Here is a 21,872-nt window from a genome sequence, read left to right on the forward strand (position 1 = left end):
CAATTGTAGATTGCTAGGTTTATTTTTTAATTACTTGGAGTGATTTATATGAACTTTAAAAAAATGATGGCATTTTTAGTGCTATTACTTCCCCTTTCTGCTAGTGCAGAATCTTGGCTTACAACATTAAGTCATAATGTTGATAGTACGATGGCTACTATTTTTGGTCCTTTTGTTAGCACCATCTTCTATTCAGTAGATATTAATGGAACAAGTTTCTTATTAATCGCAGGTTGGTTACTTGTTGCAGCATTGATCTTTTCTTTCTATTTCGGCTTCGTTCAATTTCGTAAATTTGGTTTAGCAATTGATATTTTACGTGGTAAATACACGAATCCAGATAAAAAAGAAGCTGGTGAAGTTAGTCACTTTCAAGCATTAACCACAGCTCTCTCTGGAACGGTTGGTTTAGGTAATATTGCGGGGGTGGGTGCTGCTCTTGCTATTGGTGGACCAGGTGCAACATTTTGGATGATTATAGTAGGTCTTTTAGGAATGGCTTCTAAATTTGTGGAATGTACTCTTGGGGTTAAATACCGTACTATTTTACCTTCAGGTGTAGTTTCTGGCGGTCCAATGTACTACTTAAGCCAAGGCTTAAAAGAACGTGGTTTTGGTGGTTTAGGTAAATTCCTTGCTGTTGGTTTTGCTATTATGGTTATCTTAGGTTCGTTAGGTGGCGGTAATATGTTCCAAGCAAACCAAGCACACGCAATGTTAAATTATGCCTTTGGTGTTCCTGCTGAATATGGTGTAGTAACCGGTATTATTTTAGCTGCTCTTACATTCTCTGTTATCTTCGGTGGTATGCCATCAATTTCTTCAGTAACTGAAAAGCTTGTACCTTGGATGGCATTTTTATATATCGCGATGTCTCTTTTTGTTATTGGCTCAAACGTCGATCATATTGGTCCTGCTTTCTCATCTATTATTGATGGTGCATTCTCAGCGGATGGTGTAACTGGTGGTTTTATCGGTGCATTAATTCAAGGTTTAAAACGTGCGACATTCTCTAATGAAGCAGGAGTTGGTTCAGCGGCAATTGCTCACTCAGCAGTTAAAACAGATGAACCTATTACAGAAGGATTAGTTTCATTACTTGAACCATTAATTGATACTGTTGTTATCTGTACAATGACTGCTTTAGTTATCACTATTGCAGGACAAAATACAGCACCATTTGATGGTTCTGGTTTAACTGGTGTTCAATTAACCGCTGAATCATTTACTCATACTGCAGATTGGTTTAAATATCCATTAGCTGTTGCTGTTATCTTATTTGCATTCTCAACTATGATTTCGTGGTCTTACTATGGTCTTAAAGGCTGGACTTACCTAGTGGGTGAAGGCGCGAATAAAGAAATGGTTTATAAAATTGTTTTCTGTTTATTCGTTGTTATCGGTGCAACTGTTAAGTTTGGTTTTGTTATCGACTTCTCTGATGCCGCAATTTTTGCAATGTCTATCTTTAACATCATTGGTCTTTACTTTTTAATGCCTATTGTTAAAAAAGAATTTGTATCTTTTGTCGCTCGAGTGAAATCTGGTGAGATTAAAAAATATAAATAATTCTATCAAATAAAACACAACTATTATAGAATGAGCCTATCCTTTGATAGGCTTATTTTTTATCAGTGAGGTATAGTATGAAAAAAGTAATTCAGCACGAGATTAACTTAAGTAAGCATTTATTAAAAAATGGTCCTAAATTTTGTACTCATTATGCTATCGTTGAAGATGAGCTATTCTATTTCAAACCTACAAGAGAATCCATCGGCTACTCAATGCTCTACTTTGTTTTAGGAGGATTGCTATTTGTTATTGCTTCTATCATTTATTATTACACTTCACAACTTGATCTTTTTTTATTTATTACGCTCTTCGGTATAAGTTTGATTATACTGGGATTTTACGTCTCTAGCGATTATATTGCTAAAATTAAATTTGATAAGAAAATAGGTGTTTTTTCAAAAAAACCATATCGATGCGTTAAATTAGAAAATATTGTAGGACTACAAATCAATCAAAAACAACAACTGAGTTACGTTTGCTATGAGATGAATATGCTCACCAAAGGTGGACGTCGTATTAATATTTTGAATCATAATGGACTAGAACAAATGCGAAAAGATATGCAGATGTTAGCAGACTTTTTAGCATTACCAAGTTCTGCAATTAAAGATTATTCAACTCTCAGTCAATAAGCCTTTTAATAGAAATTATTTTAGTCACTAAGCGGTTACATTATTTTTGTTTTTTGCAAATTCAGACCAAACCTCAAAAGTTAACCGTAACTTCTAAGGTTTTTATTAAAAATGAGTCCCTAGTTAATTAAATCACTTTAATTCTGGGCGTTATCCCTATTTTAAATATAAATTATCGAATAATTCCACGAGTTGAGTTTTTAAAGAAATCTAAAAATAAGCTAATTGCAGCTTCTGTTTTAGCGTAATGTTCAATATCTTGTTGTACTTCTTCTATTGTTTTTCCACTACGATAAATTAATTTGTACACATTTCGAATTGCGTGCATTGTTGCTTTTTCAAAACCTCGACGTTTTAATCCCTCAAGGTTTACTCCAAATGGACGAGCATGATTTCCTTGAGCTATTACGTAAGGAGGAATATCCTGCACGACAATAGAGCCACCACCAAGCATTACGTGTGAACCAATCACAACAAATTGATGTATTGCTGACATTCCACCTACAATAACAAAATCATTAAGAGTTACGTGCCCACCAAGAGTAGCATTATTTGCAAGAATACAACGATTTCCAATTTGACAATCATGCGCTATATGAGTATTGATCATTAATAAATTATCATCACCAATCTTAGTCACTCCACCACCTTGTACAGTACCTCTATGAATAGTCACACTTTCACGAATACGATTACGATCACCAATGATTGTTCTAGTGGGTTCATCTTTATATTTAAGGTCTTGATTTTTCTCACCTATTGTTGCAAATTGATAAATTTCATTTTCTTTACCAATCTGAGTATGACCATTAATAATGACATGAGAATGAATTTTAGTTCTTGCTCTAATCTCTACATTCTTACCAATGATTGTATATGCACCAATTTCGACGCTTTCTCCAATTATTGCACCTTCTTCAATAATAGCCAATGGACTAATTTTAGCCGTACGATGAATTAATTGCATAAATACTCCTTAGGATTGACGACGAGCACACATTAATTCTGCTTCACAGACTGTTTTTCCTTCAACGGTTACAGTACCAGTAAAACGAATTACTCCTCGCATTTCTTTTAAAATGTTAACCTGTAATTTCATTTGATCTCCAGGCAATACTGGTTTTTTAAAACGAGCATTATTAATTCCTGCAAAATAAAATATTTCACCACCTTCTAATTGGTGTGTTTTAAATGCTAAAATTCCCATTGCTTGAGCAAGAGACTCCATAATTAACACACCTGGAAAAATAGGTTGTTTAGGAAAATGACCTGTAAAACAAGGTTCATTCGCCGTCACATTTTTTATTGCTTTAATCCATTTTCCTTCTTCAAAATCAATAACTCTATCAACCAATAAAAAAGGGTAACGATGTGGTAGAAGTTCCATTATCTCTGTTGTTTCAATAATTCTAGACTCTCTACTTTGTTGTTCCATATCCAACTCAATTGTCCTCTTCAATACTTAATTTTTGTTTTTCAATACTTTTCAGACGTTTATTTATTCCATCAATATTCATCATTAAAGTAGCTGTTTTTCGCCATTGTGTATTTGGTTGTACTGGCATACCAGATGAGTAAGTTCCTTTCTCAGTGATTGAGCGAATAACCATACTCATACCCGTAATAGTCACACCATCACAGATCTCCATATGCCCATTAATAGCACTTGCCCCACCAATTAAGCAGTAACGTCCTACTTTTAAACTTCCTGCCATTATCACACCGCCTGCAATTGCAGTACCTGTACCAATGTGTACATTATGGGCGATCTGGCATAGGTTATCAATAATAACATTATCTTCAATTACTGTTGAATCTAATGCTCCTCGATCAATACAAGTACAAGCACCTATTTCAACATTATTTCCAATAATTACACCACCTGTTTGTGGAATTTTAATCCATTTACCTTTACTATTTGCATAACCAAAGCCATCACTACCAATTACCGTAGCAGACTGTATTAGACAATTTTCACCAATTTGAACATTATGATAAACCGACACATTTGCCCACAGTTGAGTATTTTTACCAATTTGAGTATGTTTACCAATAAAACAACCAGCACCAATAATTACACCATCTCCAAGTGTTACACCTTCTTCAATAACGGCATTTGCACCAATTGAAACGTTTTCACCTAAAACAACATTGGATGCAATTACTGCACTAGGTTCAATGCTATAAGCTGATTTTGGTGTTGTATCCATACATTGTGCTAATAATGCATAGGCAATATAAGGATCTTCAACTATAATTAAATTCTGACTTTCTGAGCAAAATTCAACATCATTTCGGCTAACAATAATTGCACCAGCTTGACTTTCTTTTAACTGAGTACGAAATTTAGGGTTTGAAATAAAAGTAATATGCTCTTTCTTTGCACTTTTAAAAGGGGCAATACCTGAGATCACCAAATCGGCGTTTCCCCGAAGAGAACCACCGATTTGATTGGTTAAATAACCTAAAAGAAATTTTTCCATCAATTACTCATTGTTACTTTTTAGCTGGTAATTCAGGCATTGTTCCGCCTACTGCTTTAAGAACTTCTTCATCCAAATTATTTTCTTTTTCAGAAGCAAACACAACCGAATTTGCATTTAAAATTATTGTATAACCTTTGTCTTCAGCTATTTCTTTAATCTTACCATCAATTTGTTTAATAATTTGACTACGAACTTTAGCTTCTTCCATTGCTAGCGTTTGACCCACTTTTTCTGATTTTTTACGATAATTAACAACTTTTTCTCTAAATGCTATCTCTTTTTTATTAAACGCTTGAGCTTTCTTTTCAAATGCATTGGCTAATGTGACAATCGCTTCTTGACGTTTTTTAATCTCTTTACTACGAAGTTTTGGCGCTTGTTTACTCAATGCCTCTCTTTTAGCTTTTATTTGTTCAACAACTTTATCTTCCTCTTCCTTTAGTTCCTTTGCTTGAACAACCAATGATTTTTCCTCTTCAGCTAATCTCTGCTCTTCAATTTCAAGAGCCTTTCTTTCCTGTTGTACTTTTTTCGAGAAATCAGAAGATTCTGCAAATAGTGGATGGTTTTGAATAACAAACTGTGGTGTAACAAAACCAATTTTATCTTTAGCATTTGCTGTATTTACTACAATGGCTAAACTTGCTACAAGGGTAGCGATTTTAAATACTTTTTTCATAAATAGTTCCTTATATAATTAAATTTAATTTAACATTAGAAGCGGTAAGATCATATTCAAAATCTACAAGTCTTACCTCCCACTAAATTTAGAACGAGCCACCAATACTAAATTGGAATTGCTCTACATCATCATTTTTATACTTGCGTAACGGTTTTGAATAAGATAACAATAATGGTCCAATTGGTGAATTCCATTGTAATCCGATTCCTGCCGCCGCTCTAAAACGTTTGTAATCTCCATAGTCTGGAACATTTTTATTGAATTTTTTAGCGTCCCACTTGGTATTCCAAACGGTTCCAGCATCTACAAACAATGCCGTTCTTACTCTATGCTGATATTTCTGTGCCACAAATGGCGTTGGCATAATTAGTTCTAAATTCGCCACTGCCATTGCATTACCACCAATGATATCATTAGATAATTGATCAAATTCACCCGTTGCTTTTCCTAAGTAAATGGCATTAGGACCAATTGAACTATAAGAGAAACCTCGAACAGAACCTATTCCTCCTGAGCTATATGTTTGGAAAAATGGAATTTCCTTACCACTAATACCACTCGCATAACCAAGTTTTAAACGAGAGCTAATTACCCAACTATGTTCTCTATTTAATGGATAATAATGTGCAAATTTAGTATTTAATTTATAGTACTTATTATCTGATCCAGGAATAGTTACATTACCACCGAAACTTGCTTGCAAGCCTTCAGTTGGCATAAAACCTCGATCTAAACTATTATAATTCCAGCCAAAACTAAAGTTAAAATCTGTTGTTTTAATTTTTGCATATTTTTCAACACCATTTGGTATTTTAATATCCATCGCTTTTACATATTTTTCACGTGTAAATTCACGATCAACATTATTGATTTTATCCTTAGTTGCACCAAGACCTAAATAGTAACTATTATATTCATCAACTGGAAATCCTAAAGTACCATCAATTCCTAAAGTTGTTCTTTTGTAGCCTGAAGATGAACCATTTTTAGAATAGTCATACTTACTATAATAAACATCTCCCCCTAAACTTACCCCATCTTTCGTGAAGTAAGGTTCTTCATAACCAAATCGTAATGTTGTACTATAATCATTACGTGTACCATCTAAGCTAATTGTTGATCCCATACCTAAGAAATTTTTCTGTTTAATTCCTGCTTGGTAAGTAAAACCACTACCAGTACCATAGCCAATACTGAAATTAACACTTCCAGTATTACGCTCTGTAATGGTGTACACTACATCCACCTGATCTGTCGTATTTGGTACATTTACTGTCTTCATTTCTACAGTTTCATAAAAACCTGTACGCTCTAAACGAGCCTTTCCTGTTGCAATAGCACTGGTTGATAACCAAGCTCCCTCTTGCTGACGCATTTCACGACGTAAAGTTGAATCAGCTGTCACATTATTTCCTTCAAAACGAACACGACGAACATAAATTCGTTTTCCTGCTTCTACGATATAAGAAATAGCAACGGTATTATTTTCTTCATCAAAAGAAAAAGACATCTGTATTTTTGCTGAACCATAACCATCTTCGCCTAAACGATATTCTAGTTTAGTTTTTAGTGCATCAATATCTTTTGCTCGGAAAATATCACCCGTTTTATATTCTTTTAAAATTTTATTTAATTCATTATCTAAGTTTGCCGTATCGCCAATCACACGAACTTTACTGACTTTATACTGTTTACCTTCATTAATTTCATATGTTAATTTAACTTCTTTTTTATTATCATTAAAATCAGTCTTTACATTATTAACTGCGAATTTTACATAACCACGATTTAAATAAAAATTACGTAACGTATCTAAGTCTTTTTTAAAGACTTGCTGTTCATATTTACTACTTTCAAAAATATTCCACCAAGAAACATTTGGTTGAATATCCAATATTTTAATTAAATCATCTTCATCAAACGCTTTATTTCCTTCAAAATGAATTTGTTTAACATAAGTGACATCATCTTCTTTAATATCTAACTTAATTTTTACTTGACCATTATCTAATCGCTGAACAATGGTATTAACTATTGCATTATAGCGACCGACAGAGTAATAGTGTTCAAGTAATCCGTCTTTAAAAGATTTTAATTTTTGAGCATTATAAATTTCACCCTTAACAATTAAATTTGCTTTCAAGTTTTCTTTTAGTGCTTTTGTTGGAATAATCTTATTTCCCACTATTTCTATATCAGCAATAAATGGTTTCTCAACCACTTCGATCACTAAAGCATCACCTTCTCGTTTTGCGATTACATCATCAAAACGTTGTTGAATATATAATTGCTGAACAACATTAGTAAGATCTCTATCCGTTACTCTTTGCCCAACTCTTACAGGCAATTTTGAAAGAATTGAACGTTGAATTTCAGGAGAAACTCCATCAATACGTATATCTTTTACAACAAAAGGTGAGGCAATTACACCATTTGCTAACAAAAGACTTGAAAGTAATAATTTTTTCATTAAAAAATTCCTATGTATTTTATAAAATATTTATCTAAAGTTATCGCTTTATTTAATTAAAAATGAATTAAATCATTAAACAAAGCAAAAACCATTAATCCTATTACAAATATCATTCCTAACTTCTGAAATCGCTCTTGTAAATTTTTTGACGTGGCTTTTCCTCGAATCGCTTCAACACTTAACAAAATAAATTGTCCACCATCAAGAGGCAAAAGAGGAAATAAATTCATTACACCTAAATTTACACTAATCAATGCCATAAAGCTAAGATAATAAATAAAACCTACTTCTGCACTTGCAACCGCTCCCTTGGCCATTGAAATAGGTCCTCCCATATTCTTTATTGAGAGATTACCTGTTATTAAATTTGCTATAAATTGAAACACCGTATGAATAAGTGAAGTCACTTTTTCAACACCTTTTTCAAAGGCTTCAAGAATACCATATTCTAGCACAACACGATACTTTTCTGCTAGTGGTTGATACTGTGGAATAATACCAATAACATATCTTTTAATTTCTTTTGCTTGTTGAGGTAACAAATTGAACGTCAGTATTTCTGTATCACGTTTAATTTCTAATTGTAATTGTTTTCCTGTTTGAACGACTTCAATCAAATGATGCCAATCAAAGGGAACTTGGTTTACCTTACGTATTATATCTTTCGCCTGTAAACCTACTTTTTCAGCAACCGAATCTTTGACTACCGTTTTAATTATTGGTTCAACAATGGCTCTTTTTGGAATAATTCCCAATGCCGCCAATGGATTCTCTTTATTGCCATTAAATTGCCATTGTGATAAATCCAACTGAAAAGATTGCGGATATTGGCTATCAATCAAATGCCCTGTAACTCCTACCTTTTCTGAACCCACATTACCAATAAAAGCTAATGCCACTTCTTCCCAATCTTGTACATTTCTACCATCAATTTGTGTAAATTCAAATTCTGTCGGTATCTTCGCCATTGCTACAATGCTGTTTGGTACCACTTCTCCGACCACTGGTTTTAGTGTTGGCACACCAGAAACAAATACTGCCCAATAAGCAAAAATGGCAAAAATAAAGTTGGCAACAGGTCCAGCTAAAATAATCAACATTCTCTGCCAAACGACTTTGCTATCATAACGCTCACTATCCGCAAAGCCTTGTTCATCATTAAGCATTTTGACATAACCGCCAAGTGGAATTAACGAAATTACCCACTCTGTACCTTTTTTATCGGTTCTTTTCCACAACACTTTTCCAAAACCGATAGAAAAACGTAACACTCTCACGCCACAGGCACGAGCAACGGCAAAGTGACCATACTCGTGTACCGTCACTAACACACAGATTAAAAATAGAAAAGACAATGTCGCTGTCACAATTTACCTACTAAATCCTATAAAAAGAACAAAAATGCCACGGCAAAGAAAGGCACTGCCGCCGTTAGGCTATCAATACGATCTAAAATCCCACCGTGTCCCGGAATTAAATTACTGCTGTCTTTCACACCCGCTTGACGCTTAAACATACTTTCCGTTAAATCCCCTAAAATTGAGATCGCAACGGTCAGGATAGAAACCACAATAAAGGCAGCCATATTTAATTTAGCACTTAACATATCACTTGGATTCACTTGCAAGAAGATAAATGACACCACCCCAGCAGTCACTAAACCACCTATCGCCCCTTCAATCGATTTACCTGGTGATACTTTTGGGGCTAATTTATGTTTACCCAATGCTCGTCCAAAGAAATACGCTCCTGAATCTGCCGACCAAACAAGCACTAATACATAAAGTAATAAAAATGCCCCTTGATAAGGATTTGAATGGTAGTGATAAAAACGTAGTGCTGGCATTGCGATTAAAAATGGGACTAAGGTCAAAAAGCCAAAAATAAATTTAGCACTGATGGATTTTGCCCAAAACTTGCCTGTTTTTGGGTAACCGATCACTAAAAACAACGCTACTAACCACCAAATTACCCCAACAAATAACAATGGCGTGGTAACATCATTAAGAAAATCTGCTTTTTTAATGGAATAAGTGCCCGCCATTATCGGAAATAATAAAATCCCCAAAGTAACTAAGGCAACAATTATTCGTCCGATAGAGCGTTTAATGCCTGCAAATTGTGCCCATTCCCACATTCCTAATACCACTAAAACTGATATCGCTAGAAAGAAAGGAAGTGGCGAAAGAAAAAATAATCCCAATAACGCCAATGGGATCATAATCAGAGCAGAGAGTATTCGTTGTTTAAGCATTTTGTTTCCTTATTTTGTTGTTCACGATTCACAACCACCAAAACGGCGTTCACGCTGTTGGTAAGCCATTATCGCTTGTGCAAAAATTTCATCGTTAAAATCAGGCCATAATACAGGGGTAAAAAACAGCTCCGCATAAGCAATTTGCCACAATAGAAAATTACTAATTCGTTGCTCGCCACTGGTTCGGATCAAGAGATCTACCTGTGGTTGCTCTGCTGTAATTAAATTCTGTTGTAGCTGTTGTTCAGTAATTTCATTTAGGGCAATCTCGCCCAATTTTACTTGTAACGCTAATTTTTTTGTCGCCTGTGTGATATCCCACATTCCGCCATAATTTGCGGCAATATTAAGAATTAAACCATCATTATTTTGGGTTAATTTCTCTGATTCAATAATTTTTTGTTGTAACTCATCACTAAATGCCGATGTATCGCCGATCACTTTTAAACAGATATTATTTTTATGTAATTTTTTTACTTCACTGTTTAACGCTTTCATAAAAAGTGACATCAACGCCGACACTTCATCTTGTGGGCGACACCAATTCTCGCTACTAAACGCATAAAGTGTCAGCACCTTAATTTGATGACGAGCGGCAAAATTTACCGCAGATCTGACCGCTTTCATCGCATTTTGATGACCAAAAACTCGCAGTTTACCCTGCTGTTTTGCCCAACGTCCATTGCCGTCCATAATAATAGCAACGTGTTGTGGCATTCTGTCTAAATCAAAACGTATGTCTAAATCAAAACGTATGTCTAATTCATTCATTATATTTGTAATATCTGTTGTTGTGCTAGCTCTCTCGCTAACTTATCTATATGTAATACGTCCGCAATTTCAGTAATCTTTACTGGTGCAATATTTTCTACGACTGAGCGATTAACCTGTTCAATATCCGTAAAACGAATTTGATTATTCAAGAACGAAGCAACTGCAATTTCATTCGCTGCATTCATTGCTGTTGTCGCATACTGCCCTTCTCTAAATGCATCAATAGCTAATTTTAAGTTTGGATAACGAGCGAAATCTGGCTCAATAAAGGTTAATTCTTTGAGTTTGAAAAAGTCCAACGGTTCAACGTTAGAATAGATACGCTCTGGATACGCCATTGTATGAGCAATCGGGGTTCGCATATCAGGATTTCCCATTTGAGCAATCACACTGCCGTCAATATAACGCACCATTGAGTGAATAATGGATTGTGGGTGGATAATAATTTCCATCTCCTCTTCGCTGGCATTAAATAACCAACGTGCTTCAATATATTCCAAGCCTTTATTCATCATCGTCGCTGAATCAACGGAGATTTTTTGCCCCATAGACCAGTTTGGGTGTGCGACAGCCTGAGCAGGCGTAATACTTGAAAACTCACTTAACGGCTTAGTTCTAAATGGACCACCCGATCCCGTTAAAACAATTTTACTGATCCCTAATTCTGCCAACGGACAAAATCCGATTTGATTTTGTGCTTGTGGCGGTAAAGATTGAAAAATCGCATTATGTTCACTATCCACAGGCAACAACTTTGCCCCCGATTTTTTCGCTTCATCAATAAAAATCTGCCCACAAGTCACTAACGACTCTTTGTTCGCTAACAGTACTTTCTTACCTGCTTTTACCGCAGCAAGGGTTGGCAATAAGCCTGCCGCCCCAACAATCGCCGCCATTACCATATCCTCATCAGCATGAGCCGACAATTCACAAATCGCTTGGCTACCCGCTAATACTTCGGTTTTAATTGAATGAGATTGCAAAGCGATTTTTAATTGTTGAGCGGCATTTTCATCGTCTAAGGCGACAAATTGAGGTTGGAATTTTAAGCATTGTTGAAACATTAACTCAACATTTCTGCCCCCAACGAGTGCAAAAATTTGATAACGCTCTGGGTTACGTTCAATCACAGAAAGGGTACTTTTTCCGATTGAACCTGTTGAACCTAAAATAGTGATTTTTTTCATAATAGTAAATATAAATTAAGCGGTAAGATTTTATATAAAATTTGCAAAAATTTAAAAAATTGCAAAAAACAACTAAAATCTGACCGCTTCAAAAAATTAGAAATCTAATAATTCTTTTTCTTTACCCGCTAACACTTCATCAACTTGTTTAATGAATTGATCGGTAATTTTTTGAATTTCGTCTTGTGCTTTACGCTCTTCATCTTCACTGATTTCTTTATCTTTTAATAATGCTTTGATTTTATCGTTCGCATCACGGCGTACATTACGCACTGCCACTTTCCCTTGCTCTGCTTCGCCTTTTACGATTTTAATTAAATCACGACGACGTTCTTCTGTTAATGGTGGAAGTGGTACACGAATTGTGGTGCCTGCTGTCATTGGGTTTAAACCTAAGTCTGAACTCATAATTGCTTTTTCAACATCACTGATTAAACTACGATCAAATACGCTTACCGCGAGTGTTCTTGCATCTTCTGCCACCACATTTGCTAATTGGCGAAGTGGGGTTAAGGCACCGTAATAAGAAACTTGAATACCGTCTAATAAAGCTGGTTGAGCACGACCTGTACGTACCTTAGAAATGTGATCTTTAAACGCTTCTAAGCTTTTAGTCATACGTTGTTCTGCATCTTTTTTTATTTCAATAATCATTTGATCATCCTTTTTGATAAATAGCTAAAAAATTAAGGCAGATTGTACCGAATCTGCCTTAATTTTCCTAGTGTTATTTTAGTTATATAATAATATCTATAATCCAAAATCCAAAATCCTTGAGTAAATCATAAGCAAACATAAATCTTCCTATCCAACAGATGAGACGGTCACTAAATCTGTTTATTTATGGTTAAGGGAGATATCAAAATGGACACAACCAATCAGAAATTGGGGCTTGATTTTGAATCAATTTTTGACTATTTCTGGAGATAGGATTCAAGGGATAACCCTGAACCCTATTTTTATAACTTACACAGTTTGTAAGATAGTGTCTTAATAGAAGAAGATATTACATCATTCCGCCCATTCCTCCCATACCACCCATTCCAGCAGCACCTAAATCAGGGGCATCTTCTTTTGGAAGATCGGTAACCATACATTCAGTGGTAATCATTAAACCTGCGATTGAACCTGCAAATTGTAATGCACTACGTGTAACTTTAGTCGGATCTAAGATACCCATTTCTAACATATCACCGTAAGTCTCTGTACTTGCATTGTAACCGTAGTTACCTGAACCATCTTTTACGTTACGAGCAACAACAGAGGCTTCTTCGCCTGCATTTTCAACAATTTGACGAAGTGGTGATTCCATTGCTCGTAATGCGAGTTTAATTCCTACATTTTGATCTTCATTATCACCTTTTAAGCTTTCTGCGACTTTTGACGCTGCACGAACTAACGCAACACCACCACCTGCAACAATACCTTCTTCAACCGCAGCACGAGTCGCGTGAAGGGCATCATCAACACGGTCTTTTTTCTCTTTCATTTCAACTTCTGTCGCTGCACCTACTTTGATTACTGCCACACCACCCGCTAATTTAGCCATACGTTCTTGAAGTTTTTCTTTATCGTAATCAGACGTTGATTCTTCAATTTGTTGACGAATTTGAGCTACTCGACCTTTGATTTGCTCTTCATCACCGATACCATCAATAATAGTGGTGTTATCTTTGTTGATCACTACTCGTTTCGCTTGACCCAATTCTTCAAGTCCTGCTTTTTCTAACTCCATACCGATTTCTTCTGAAATTACAGTACCCGCAGTTAGAATAGCGATATCTTGTAACATTGCTTTACGACGATCACCAAAACCTGGAGCTTTAACCGCTGCTACTTTCACGATACCACGCATATTATTTACAACTAAGGTTGCTAATGCTTCACCTTCAAGATCTTCTGCAATAATTAATAATGGTTTATTTACTTTTGCAACCGCCTCTAAAGTTGGTAATAATTCACGGATATTTGATATTTTCTTATCAACTAAAAGGATAAATGGATTTTCTAATTCAACCGTACCTGCATCTGGTTTATTGATGAAATATGGTGATAAATAGCCACGGTCAAATTGCATACCTTCAACCACCGCTAATTCATCTTCTAATCCAGAACCATCTTCAACAGTGATAACGCCTTCTTTACCAACTTTTTCCATTGCTTGTGCAATTAATTGTCCTACTGTTGAATCAGAGTTTGCAGAAATTGTCCCTACTTGCTCAATTTCTTTCGATGTTTCACAAGGTTTGGAGAGATTTTTTAACTCTTCGACAACTGCAATTACCGCTTTATCAATTCCACGTTTTAAATCCATTGGGTTCATACCTGCTGCTACAGATTTTAAACCTTCACTGATAATTGATTGAGCTAAAACTGTTGCTGTGGTTGTACCATCCCCTGCTTCATCATTGGCTTTAGAGGCAACCTCTTTCACCATTTGTGCACCCATATTTTCAAATCTATCTTCTAATTCAATTTCACGAGCAACTGATACGCCATCTTTTGTAATTGCTGGAGAACCAAATGATTTATCCAACACAACATTACGCCCTTTCGGACCTAAAGTGACTTTTACTGCATCAGCTAAAACATTTACACCTTTAAGCATTTTGATACGTGCATCATTTCCAAATTTTACATCTTTTGCTGCCATTTTTTTATTCCTTATATTTTGTTTAATTTTATTCTATTTTTATATACCGATTATTCTACAATCGCCAAAATATCATCTTCAGATAAAATTAATACTTCTTCACCATCAATTTTTTCTGATTTTAGGTTATAACCATCATTAAAAATAACAGTATCTCCTACTTTAACTTGCATAGGAAGTACTGAACCATTTTCTAAAATACGACCCGCTCCAACCGCAATGACTTTACCACGGGTTGATTTTTCTGCCGCACTACCAGTTAAAACAATCCCACCTGCTGATTTTGTTTCAACTTCTTCACGTTTTAAAATTACTTTATCGTGTAATGGACGAATATTCATTGATTTTACTCCTAAAAAAGAAAATTAAAATCTACACCTATTGTGTAGCTCTGGATATATGGGGATTATTTTGTTGCTTTCAAGAAAAAAGTCGTCTTTTTTTATAAAATTTCTTTTTATTTCAGTATGTAATGATTTTTTATTAATCACCCAACTTTAGTGGGTTCAATCACCTCACTTGGATAACAACCTAATACATTTATGTAGCGAGTAAACTCTTTTAGCTCTTCTAACGCCTCTTGAGTTGCTTTATTGTGAATATTTGCTCTTAATTCAATATAGAACATTTCTTCCCAAGGTTTGCCATAAATGGGGCGAGACTCTAATTTTGTCATCACGATATTATGCTTTTTAAATACCATTAACGCATCAACTAACGCCCCCGCTTGCTGAGTGGTGTTCATTAATAATAACGTTTTAGTTTCAATTTGGGGAGACACTTCAATCGGTTCTTTAGCAAAAACAACAAAGCGAGTGATATTATTTTTCTGATTGGCAATATCTTGTTTTAATACTTCTAATCCATAAATACGCCCCCCTTCTTGATTACCTAGTGCAACGATATTAGGATTATTTAAACTCGCTACAAGTTTCATTGCGTGGGAACTGCTTTCACAATATTTAATATGAACTTTATTCAAACGTTGGATAAACTGACTACATTGTTGAATAACTTGTGGATGACTATATAAGGTTTCAATTTTACCTAAATCAACGGGTGTTATACCTAAAATACAGTGGTTAATAGTGTAAACTAACTCTCCGACTAAAGATAAATCCGTATGCTGCAATAAATCATACACATCATTAATAGAGCCTGAAGTTGTGTTTTCTAACGGAAGAATACCATAATCGGCTTCTCCAGATTTTACTCGCTCTAAGACATCGTTAAAAGAATTACAACTAAGCTCAATCAAGGTTTCTTTATGTTGTTTAGCAAATTGTCTCGTTGCTAAATGTGAGTACGAACCACGCATTCCTAAAAAAGCAACGGTTATTGTGCTCTGTTTTGTTTTATTAATTTTACTTTGTAAATAATTTTGTTGTGTTAACACAGAATCTTCCATTATTTTTTGAAATATTTGTGTAATATACAAAGGATCTAAAGGGTAGCTTTCATTTTCTGCAAAAAGAATTAATTCTTTTAAAACTTCTCTTTCTCGTTCAAGATCTCTTAATGGTGTTTGCGTTAATTCTTTACTTCGAACGACGTCATAAGCTAGCTGATGACGTTCTGATAATAATTTTAACAAATTACGATCTATTTGAGTAATTTGCTGACGAATTTCTGATAAATCTAACGGCATTGCGTTCTTCCCAATAGTATTATTTATAATGATTTTTTTGGCTCAATTTAAATAATAAACCAAGAAAAATATTAGGCTACCAAACATCACTTGAGGTAAATTCAAAATTTAGATGAATGGTACCTCAAGCTTGAATTTACCAATTTAAATTACAACTAATAGATACGATATACGTTAAAATGGAATATCATCATCAAAATTATCCATCGGAGGTGCAGATTGTTGCGGTGCTGACTGAGATGGAGTAGATGATTTTGGAGCAGAACTAAAACTATTTTGTTGCTGTGGTGCGGAGTAACCGCCTTGTTGTGTTTGAGGAGCAAAGCCTCCTGCTTGACCATTACGGCTATCTAACATTTGCAATACATCACCTACAATTTCAGTTGTATAGCGATCTTGCCCTGCTTGATCTTGCCATTTGCGGGTTTTTAATTTTCCTTCGACATAAACTTTTGAACCTTTACGTAAATACTCACCCGCTACTTCTGCTTGACGACGGAAGAATACTATTCTATGCCATTCTGTTACTTCACGGCGTTCACCTGTATTACGATCTGTCCAACTTTCTGACGTTGCAACACTTAAATTTGCTACCGCTTCACCATTTGGCATTGTTCTCATATCTGGATCATTTCCTAGATTGCCAACAATAATTACTTTATTTACACCTGCCATAAAAATTCCTCTTCTTAATTTATTGGTTATTTACAATTCTGTGTATTTTGCCTGAAATTAAAAAGAAAATCACTAGTAAAACTGATTTTTTGTACAGTTATTATAAAATTTATGATAATGATCGAAAAATTAAATTTTAAAGTGTTTACTTTTTAGAAAATATTTAGATATAAAAAAATAGCACCACAAGTATGATGCTATTCTTATTTGAACAAAATTAATGTTTATTGTGTATTACCAAGCTGAATTGATTAATACTTCTTCACCATAACCACCATTTAATTTTTGTGGATTAGTTGAAGAATATGAACGTTGTATACGAATACCACGAATACCCGCTTCACGAGCAGATAAAATATCATCATCTGAATCACCGTAATGTAATTGTGAACCTACTTTGTTAATATAGAATGCTTTATCATTTTTGTATGGAGCAACAGGTGTTGAAGCAGTGTACCAAATTACCGTATCTTCTGGTAAATCAAAGTATTTTTGTAATACTTTTGCAGTTTTAGTTACTGTACCATTTTCATTATTAGTGTGTTTTGTACGACCTGTAATGAAAACAACTTTATCCCCACGTTTTTTATGCATATCAATGATTGCTTTCGCCGATTTTTTAGGGATAGACATCTCATCCCCTTGTTCAGCTAACCAGTTCCAATATTTTTGAGAATTTAAAACTTCACGAATTGTTTTTCCAAACCCTAATTTTTCACCAAAAGTGAAACCATAATGGAAATAAGCACTAGAAAAAAGAACAGTATCATCTATGTCAAAACTTACTGTCATTGGTGCTTTGCCTTCTAAACTTTTCTTAATATTATCAAGTGAAGTAAAGTGTACAGCTACTTGTGTTGGAGCAGTTGTATAAAAACCTTCATTAGTGTAAGGTACTTTGTGTTTTGCAACGGCAACTGGAGAAACGGCTGTTGTACATAAAGCAAAAAATGTTAGTAATTTAAAATACTTTTTCATAGAATAAACTCCTTGAGGATTGTTATAGATATTAAAGTCATTATTTAAATTTGAGATATATTTTGCTTTTTTTAAAAAAAATCATCACAAAATTGAAAATTTATATGTTTTTTTTCAAATAATGAGATAATGATCACATTATTTCCGTAAAAATGACCATTATTAAGAGCGTTACAATATGAAAAACATTGATGTGCGTGGGGCAAGAACCCATAATTTAAAAAATATAAATGTAATTATTCCTCGTGATAAATTGATTGTCGTCACAGGTTTATCTGGTTCTGGAAAATCTTCTTTGGCATTTGATACGCTTTATGCCGAGGGACAACGCCGTTACGTAGAATCCCTTTCCCCTTATGCAAGACAGTTTTTATCGTTAATGGAAAAGCCTGATGTGGATCATATAGAAGGGCTTTCACCAGCAATTTCTATTGAGCAAAAATCGACGTCACACAACCCACGTTCAACAGTAGGAACAATCACAGAAATTCACGATTACTTACGTTTACTTTTTGCTCGTGTGGGTGAACCTCGTTGTCCTGAGCATAATACTACTTTACAAGCTCAAACGATTTCTCAAATGGTGGATCGTGTATTGGAAGAGCCAGAGGGTAAACGTTTAATGTTACTGGCTCCAGTGGTTAAAGCTCGTAAAGGTGAGCATATAAAATTATTAGAAAATCTAACCGCTCAAGGTTATATTCGAGCAAGAATTGATGGCGAAATTTGTGATTTATCCGATCCCCCAACCTTAGAATTACAGAAAAAACATACCATTGAAGTGGTCGTGGATCGTTTCAAAGTACGTACTGATTTAAAAACACGTTTAGCAGAATCCTTTGAAACCGCATTAGATCTTTCAGGCTCAACGGCGATTGTGGCAGATATGGACGATCCAAACGCAGAAGAATTAGTGTTTTCTTCTAGCTTTGCCTGTAAAGAATGTGGTTATTCTTTAACAGAATTGGAACCTCGTTTATTCTCATTTAATAACCCAGCTGGGGCGTGTTCAACCTGTGATGGTTTAGGTATTCAGCAATATTTTGATGAAACAAAGGTAATTCAAAATGCTGAAATTTCATTAGTTAATGGGGCAATTAAAGGTTGGGATCGCCGTAGTTTCTATTATTTCAGTCTATTGAAATCATTAGCTGCACATTACAAATTTGATATTGAAAAGCCATTTAATCAGCTACCTAAAAAGATCCAACATATTATTTTAAATGGTTCAGAAGAAGAGATTAAATTTAATTATATTAATGATAAAGGCGATACCGTTACTCGTACTCATACCTTTGAGGGAGTGTTAAATAATATGGCACGCCGTTATCAACAAACAGAATCTAATTCAGTGCGTGATGAACTGGCAAAATATATTAACAACCGTCCTTGTAAAGCCTGCAATGGTTCTCGTTTATGCAAAGAAGCCCGTAATGTGTTTATTGAAAAAACCAATTTACCTGAGATTTCAGAAAAAAGTATTGGTGAAGCGGCTGAATTTTTTGAAAATCTGACCCTCTCTGGTCAAAGAGCCAAAATTGCCGAGAAAATTTTAAAAGAAATTCGTGAGCGTTTACAATTTTTAGTCAATGTTGGATTGAATTATTTATCCCTGTCTCGTAGTGCAGAAACCCTTTCAGGGGGAGAGGCACAGCGTATCCGTTTAGCCAGTCAAATTGGAGCAGGTCTAGTGGGGGTAATGTATGTACTTGATGAGCCGTCAATTGGTTTACATCAACGAGACAATGAACGATTACTTCAAACATTGGTGCATTTGCGTGATTTAGGTAATACCGTAATTGTAGTTGAACACGATGAAGATGCCATTTTAATGGCGGATCATATTATTGATATTGGACCCGGAGCAGGGGTTCACGGTGGTGAGGTGATTGCAGAAGGAACGGCAAAAGAGATTATGCAAAATGAACACTCTTTAACGGGTAAATTCCTTTCTGGTAAAGAAAAAATTGATATTCCAACTAAACGAGTAAAACGTGATCCTAAACGTATTCTCAGTTTAAAAGGCGCATCAGGAAATAACCTTAAAAATGTCAATTTAGAGATTCCAGCAGGCTTGTTTACTTGCGTAACAGGTGTTTCTGGCTCAGGTAAATCAACCTTAATTAATGATACCTTATTTCCACTGGCTCAAAATGAATTAAATCGCGCCGATAAACGTAATATTGCTCCTTATAAAAGTATTGAAGGCTTAGCCCACTTTGATAAGGTGATTGATATCAACCAAAGTCCGATTGGGCGAACACCACGTTCCAACCCTGCGACTTATACAGGTGTATTTACCCCAATTCGTGAACTCTTTGCTGGCGTGCCTGAATCTCGAGCAAGAGGCTATAACGTTGGGCGTTTTAGTTTTAATGTGCGAGGCGGACGCTGTGAAGCCTGTCAAGGTGATGGAGTAATCAAAGTTGAAATGCACTTTTTACCTGATGTTTATGTCCCTTGCGACCACTGTAAAGGCAAGCGTTACAATCGAGAAACCTTAGAAATTCGTTACAAAGGCAAAACCATTGATCAAGTGTTAAATATGACAGTGGAAGAAGCCAGAGAATTTTTTGATGCAATCCCCGTTTTAGCACGTAAATTACAAACTCTAGTAGATGTGGGATTATCCTATATTCGCTTAGGACAAGCTTCAACAACGCTTTCAGGTGGTGAAGCACAGCGTGTGAAATTAGCGACTGAACTTTCAAAACGAGATACAGGAAAAACCCTTTATATCCTTGATGAACCAACCACAGGCTTACATTTTGCGGATATCAAACAGTTATTAACGGTGCTGCATAAGTTACGAGATCACGGTAATACCATTGTGGTGATTGAGCATAATTTGGATGTTATCAAAACTGCTGACTGGATTATCGATTTAGGTCCAGAAGGCGGTAGCGGTGGTGGAGAAATCATCGTACAGGGAACGCCTGAACAAGTCTCAAAAGATAAAAAATCTTATACCGCACATTTTTTAAAAGCAGTATTAGAGAAAGGATAAAAGATATAGCGGTTACATTTCAATAAAAATTTACAAATTTTATTAAAAATCAACAATTTATAGACAGGGTATGCCCTGTCTATAAATATTTACTGCCACTAAAAAATGGATAGCGGATACATCAAACCAAAAATTTACAAATCTAAAATTTCAAACAAAATTATGCTATTTCTCACATTTTAGAATAAAAAACATTGCAATATTGTTTTTTTTTGTACAATCCTGATGTTTTTTTATATTCAATAAACATCAAGGAGTAAACAATGAAAAAACTGATTTTATGCTTTATTTTAAATATGGCTATCAGTCTTAATGCTTTTGCAGATGGTGAAGAAGAAGTGATGAAAGTCGTTAATTTTGTAACAAATCATAGTGCTAGTGAAGTTTCTCGTTCTGATATTGAACATTTTTTGGAAAAAGAAGGGATTCCATATATAGTAGAAAAAAATGATAGTGGTGTTACCTACACCTTAGCAGTTGATAGTTTTGAGATTTCAGAGATTCTTTTCTTTTATGATGGAGCTTCAAGGTTAAACGTAGAATTTGGTACAAAAGGAACTCAATATTCTGAAAAGCTTTCTTCACATTTTAATCAGTTTAAAAAATCACTCATAAAGAGTGGTTATAAATTTACTAAAAATTTAAGTTCATCAACAGAAAATGTTAAAAGCTATAATTGTTTAATTAGTAGACTTCCTATTAGCCATTATTATTTCGAAAAAAATAATAAAAAGATTATCCTTCAACTTCAAAATGGTATAAATACTTCTTGTAGTAAAAATGGTTCAATTATTAGCAATGAGTCAGAGGGAAGCTCATTATATTTAAGTGTACATGAAAAGTAATAC

Annotated in this window: 19 protein-coding genes; 4 read left to right on the forward strand and 15 right to left on the reverse strand. The window is 34.8% G+C overall.

The window, feature by feature from the left end; all coding sequences use genetic code 11:
• The first annotated feature begins 48 nt into the window (after nt 1–48).
• Nucleotides 49–1,569, forward strand: a complete 1,521-nt coding sequence (locus KGI96_RS05175) for an alanine/glycine:cation symporter family protein (protein WP_211597968.1) — start codon at nt 49–51, stop codon at nt 1,567–1,569.
• 77 nt (nt 1,570–1,646) lie between these two features.
• Entirely contained in the window at nt 1,647–2,204 is a 558-nt protein-coding gene (locus KGI96_RS05180; protein ID WP_211597969.1) for a hypothetical protein, read from the forward strand.
• 172 nt (nt 2,205–2,376) lie between these two features.
• Here the strand turns inward: KGI96_RS05180 and lpxA are convergent, their stop codons facing one another.
• From lpxA to aphA, 15 genes are all read right to left on the reverse strand, one after another.
• Nucleotides 2,377–3,171 carry an acyl-ACP--UDP-N-acetylglucosamine O-acyltransferase gene (gene lpxA, locus KGI96_RS05185; RefSeq protein ID WP_211597970.1) on the reverse strand — a complete coding sequence of 265 codons (795 nt, stop codon included), beginning with the start codon at nt 3,169–3,171 and terminating at the stop codon, nt 2,377–2,379.
• A gap of 9 nt (nt 3,172–3,180) precedes the next feature.
• On the reverse strand, nt 3,181–3,639 hold the full coding sequence (gene fabZ / locus KGI96_RS05190; protein WP_211597971.1) for a 3-hydroxyacyl-ACP dehydratase FabZ: 459 nt from the start codon (nt 3,637–3,639) through the stop codon (nt 3,181–3,183).
• Between the two features lie 7 nt (nt 3,640–3,646).
• Nucleotides 3,647–4,687 carry a UDP-3-O-(3-hydroxymyristoyl)glucosamine N-acyltransferase gene (gene lpxD / locus KGI96_RS05195; RefSeq protein ID WP_211597972.1) on the reverse strand — a complete coding sequence of 347 codons (1,041 nt, stop codon included), beginning with the start codon at nt 4,685–4,687 and terminating at the stop codon, nt 3,647–3,649.
• 13 nt (nt 4,688–4,700) lie between these two features.
• Entirely contained in the window at nt 4,701–5,369 is a 669-nt protein-coding gene (locus KGI96_RS05200; RefSeq protein WP_211597973.1) for an OmpH/Skp family outer membrane protein, read from the reverse strand.
• Nucleotides 5,370–5,457: 88 nt separating this feature from the next.
• Nucleotides 5,458–7,842 carry an outer membrane protein assembly factor BamA gene (bamA, locus tag KGI96_RS05205; protein ID WP_211597974.1) on the reverse strand — a complete coding sequence of 795 codons (2,385 nt, stop codon included), beginning with the start codon at nt 7,840–7,842 and terminating at the stop codon, nt 5,458–5,460.
• Between the two features lie 56 nt (nt 7,843–7,898).
• Entirely contained in the window at nt 7,899–9,212 is a 1,314-nt protein-coding gene (rseP, locus tag KGI96_RS05210; protein ID WP_213156575.1) for an RIP metalloprotease RseP, read from the reverse strand.
• Nucleotides 9,213–9,229: 17 nt separating this feature from the next.
• Complete coding sequence (locus KGI96_RS05215) at nt 9,230–10,099, reverse strand: phosphatidate cytidylyltransferase (protein ID WP_211597976.1); 870 nt, start codon at nt 10,097–10,099, stop codon at nt 9,230–9,232.
• A gap of 21 nt (nt 10,100–10,120) precedes the next feature.
• Nucleotides 10,121–10,873 carry a polyprenyl diphosphate synthase gene (locus tag KGI96_RS05220; protein ID WP_211597977.1) on the reverse strand — a complete coding sequence of 251 codons (753 nt, stop codon included), beginning with the start codon at nt 10,871–10,873 and terminating at the stop codon, nt 10,121–10,123.
• The gene (gene ispC, locus KGI96_RS05225; protein ID WP_213156576.1) at nt 10,873–12,063 is read right to left on the reverse strand and encodes a 1-deoxy-D-xylulose-5-phosphate reductoisomerase; all 1,191 of its coding nucleotides are present in this window, start codon (nt 12,061–12,063) and stop codon (nt 10,873–10,875) included. Before ispC ends, KGI96_RS05220 begins: the two co-directional genes overlap by 1 nt.
• A 96-nt stretch (nt 12,064–12,159) precedes the next feature.
• Entirely contained in the window at nt 12,160–12,717 is a 558-nt protein-coding gene (gene frr, locus KGI96_RS05230) for a ribosome recycling factor (protein WP_211597979.1), read from the reverse strand.
• A gap of 352 nt (nt 12,718–13,069) precedes the next feature.
• Nucleotides 13,070–14,716 (reverse strand): chaperonin GroEL, encoded by a 1,647-nt coding sequence (gene groL / locus KGI96_RS05235; protein WP_211597980.1) that lies wholly within the window; start codon nt 14,714–14,716, stop codon nt 13,070–13,072.
• 50 nt (nt 14,717–14,766) lie between these two features.
• Nucleotides 14,767–15,057 (reverse strand): co-chaperone GroES, encoded by a 291-nt coding sequence (locus KGI96_RS05240; RefSeq protein WP_211597981.1) that lies wholly within the window; start codon nt 15,055–15,057, stop codon nt 14,767–14,769.
• A gap of 146 nt (nt 15,058–15,203) precedes the next feature.
• The gene (locus KGI96_RS05245) at nt 15,204–16,364 is read right to left on the reverse strand and encodes a chorismate mutase (protein WP_211597982.1); all 1,161 of its coding nucleotides are present in this window, start codon (nt 16,362–16,364) and stop codon (nt 15,204–15,206) included.
• 174 nt (nt 16,365–16,538) lie between these two features.
• On the reverse strand, nt 16,539–17,039 hold the full coding sequence (locus tag KGI96_RS05250; protein ID WP_249111423.1) for a single-stranded DNA-binding protein: 501 nt from the start codon (nt 17,037–17,039) through the stop codon (nt 16,539–16,541).
• Between the two features lie 234 nt (nt 17,040–17,273).
• Complete coding sequence (gene aphA, locus KGI96_RS05255; protein WP_211597983.1) at nt 17,274–18,017, reverse strand: acid phosphatase AphA; 744 nt, start codon at nt 18,015–18,017, stop codon at nt 17,274–17,276.
• A gap of 178 nt (nt 18,018–18,195) precedes the next feature.
• Between aphA and uvrA the strand changes: the two genes are divergently transcribed.
• Both uvrA and KGI96_RS05265 read left to right on the forward strand, forming a co-directional pair.
• Entirely contained in the window at nt 18,196–21,024 is a 2,829-nt protein-coding gene (uvrA, locus tag KGI96_RS05260; RefSeq protein WP_211597984.1) for an excinuclease ABC subunit UvrA, read from the forward strand.
• 263 nt (nt 21,025–21,287) lie between these two features.
• Entirely contained in the window at nt 21,288–21,869 is a 582-nt protein-coding gene (locus KGI96_RS05265) for a hypothetical protein (RefSeq protein WP_211597985.1), read from the forward strand.
• The last annotated feature ends 3 nt before the right edge of the window (nt 21,870–21,872 follow it).

It is taken from the genome of Phocoenobacter atlanticus subsp. cyclopteri (assembly GCF_018343795.1).
In the GTDB taxonomy this organism is placed as follows: Bacteria; Pseudomonadota; Gammaproteobacteria; order Enterobacterales; family Pasteurellaceae; genus Phocoenobacter; species Phocoenobacter atlanticus.

Excerpts from the sequence above, each read along its gene's own strand:
- KGI96_RS05175 (WP_211597968.1), top strand. The coding sequence starts at position 49 with ATGAACTTTAAAAAAATGATGGCATTTTTAGTGCTATTACTTCCCCTT.
- KGI96_RS05180 (WP_211597969.1), top strand. The coding sequence starts at position 1,647 with ATGAAAAAAGTAATTCAGCACGAGATTAACTTAAGTAAGCATTTATTA.
- lpxA (WP_211597970.1), bottom strand. The coding sequence starts at position 3,171 with ATGCAATTAATTCATCGTACGGCTAAAATTAGTCCATTGGCTATTATT.
- fabZ (WP_211597971.1), bottom strand. The coding sequence starts at position 3,639 with ATGGAACAACAAAGTAGAGAGTCTAGAATTATTGAAACAACAGAGATA.
- lpxD (WP_211597972.1), bottom strand. The coding sequence starts at position 4,687 with ATGGAAAAATTTCTTTTAGGTTATTTAACCAATCAAATCGGTGGTTCT.
- KGI96_RS05200 (WP_211597973.1), bottom strand. The coding sequence starts at position 5,369 with ATGAAAAAAGTATTTAAAATCGCTACCCTTGTAGCAAGTTTAGCCATT.
- bamA (WP_211597974.1), bottom strand. The coding sequence starts at position 7,842 with ATGAAAAAATTATTACTTTCAAGTCTTTTGTTAGCAAATGGTGTAATT.
- KGI96_RS05215 (WP_211597976.1), bottom strand. The coding sequence starts at position 10,099 with ATGCTTAAACAACGAATACTCTCTGCTCTGATTATGATCCCATTGGCG.
- KGI96_RS05220 (WP_211597977.1), bottom strand. The coding sequence starts at position 10,873 with ATGAATGAATTAGACATACGTTTTGATTTAGACATACGTTTTGATTTA.
- ispC (WP_213156576.1), bottom strand. The coding sequence starts at position 12,063 with ATGAAAAAAATCACTATTTTAGGTTCAACAGGTTCAATCGGAAAAAGT.
- frr (WP_211597979.1), bottom strand. The coding sequence starts at position 12,717 with ATGATTATTGAAATAAAAAAAGATGCAGAACAACGTATGACTAAAAGC.
- groL (WP_211597980.1), bottom strand. The coding sequence starts at position 14,716 with ATGGCAGCAAAAGATGTAAAATTTGGAAATGATGCACGTATCAAAATG.
- KGI96_RS05240 (WP_211597981.1), bottom strand. The coding sequence starts at position 15,057 with ATGAATATTCGTCCATTACACGATAAAGTAATTTTAAAACGTGAAGAA.
- KGI96_RS05245 (WP_211597982.1), bottom strand. The coding sequence starts at position 16,364 with ATGCCGTTAGATTTATCAGAAATTCGTCAGCAAATTACTCAAATAGAT.
- KGI96_RS05250 (WP_249111423.1), bottom strand. The coding sequence starts at position 17,039 with ATGGCAGGTGTAAATAAAGTAATTATTGTTGGCAATCTAGGAAATGAT.
- aphA (WP_211597983.1), bottom strand. The coding sequence starts at position 18,017 with ATGAAAAAGTATTTTAAATTACTAACATTTTTTGCTTTATGTACAACA.
- uvrA (WP_211597984.1), top strand. The coding sequence starts at position 18,196 with ATGAAAAACATTGATGTGCGTGGGGCAAGAACCCATAATTTAAAAAAT.
- KGI96_RS05265 (WP_211597985.1), top strand. The coding sequence starts at position 21,288 with ATGAAAAAACTGATTTTATGCTTTATTTTAAATATGGCTATCAGTCTT.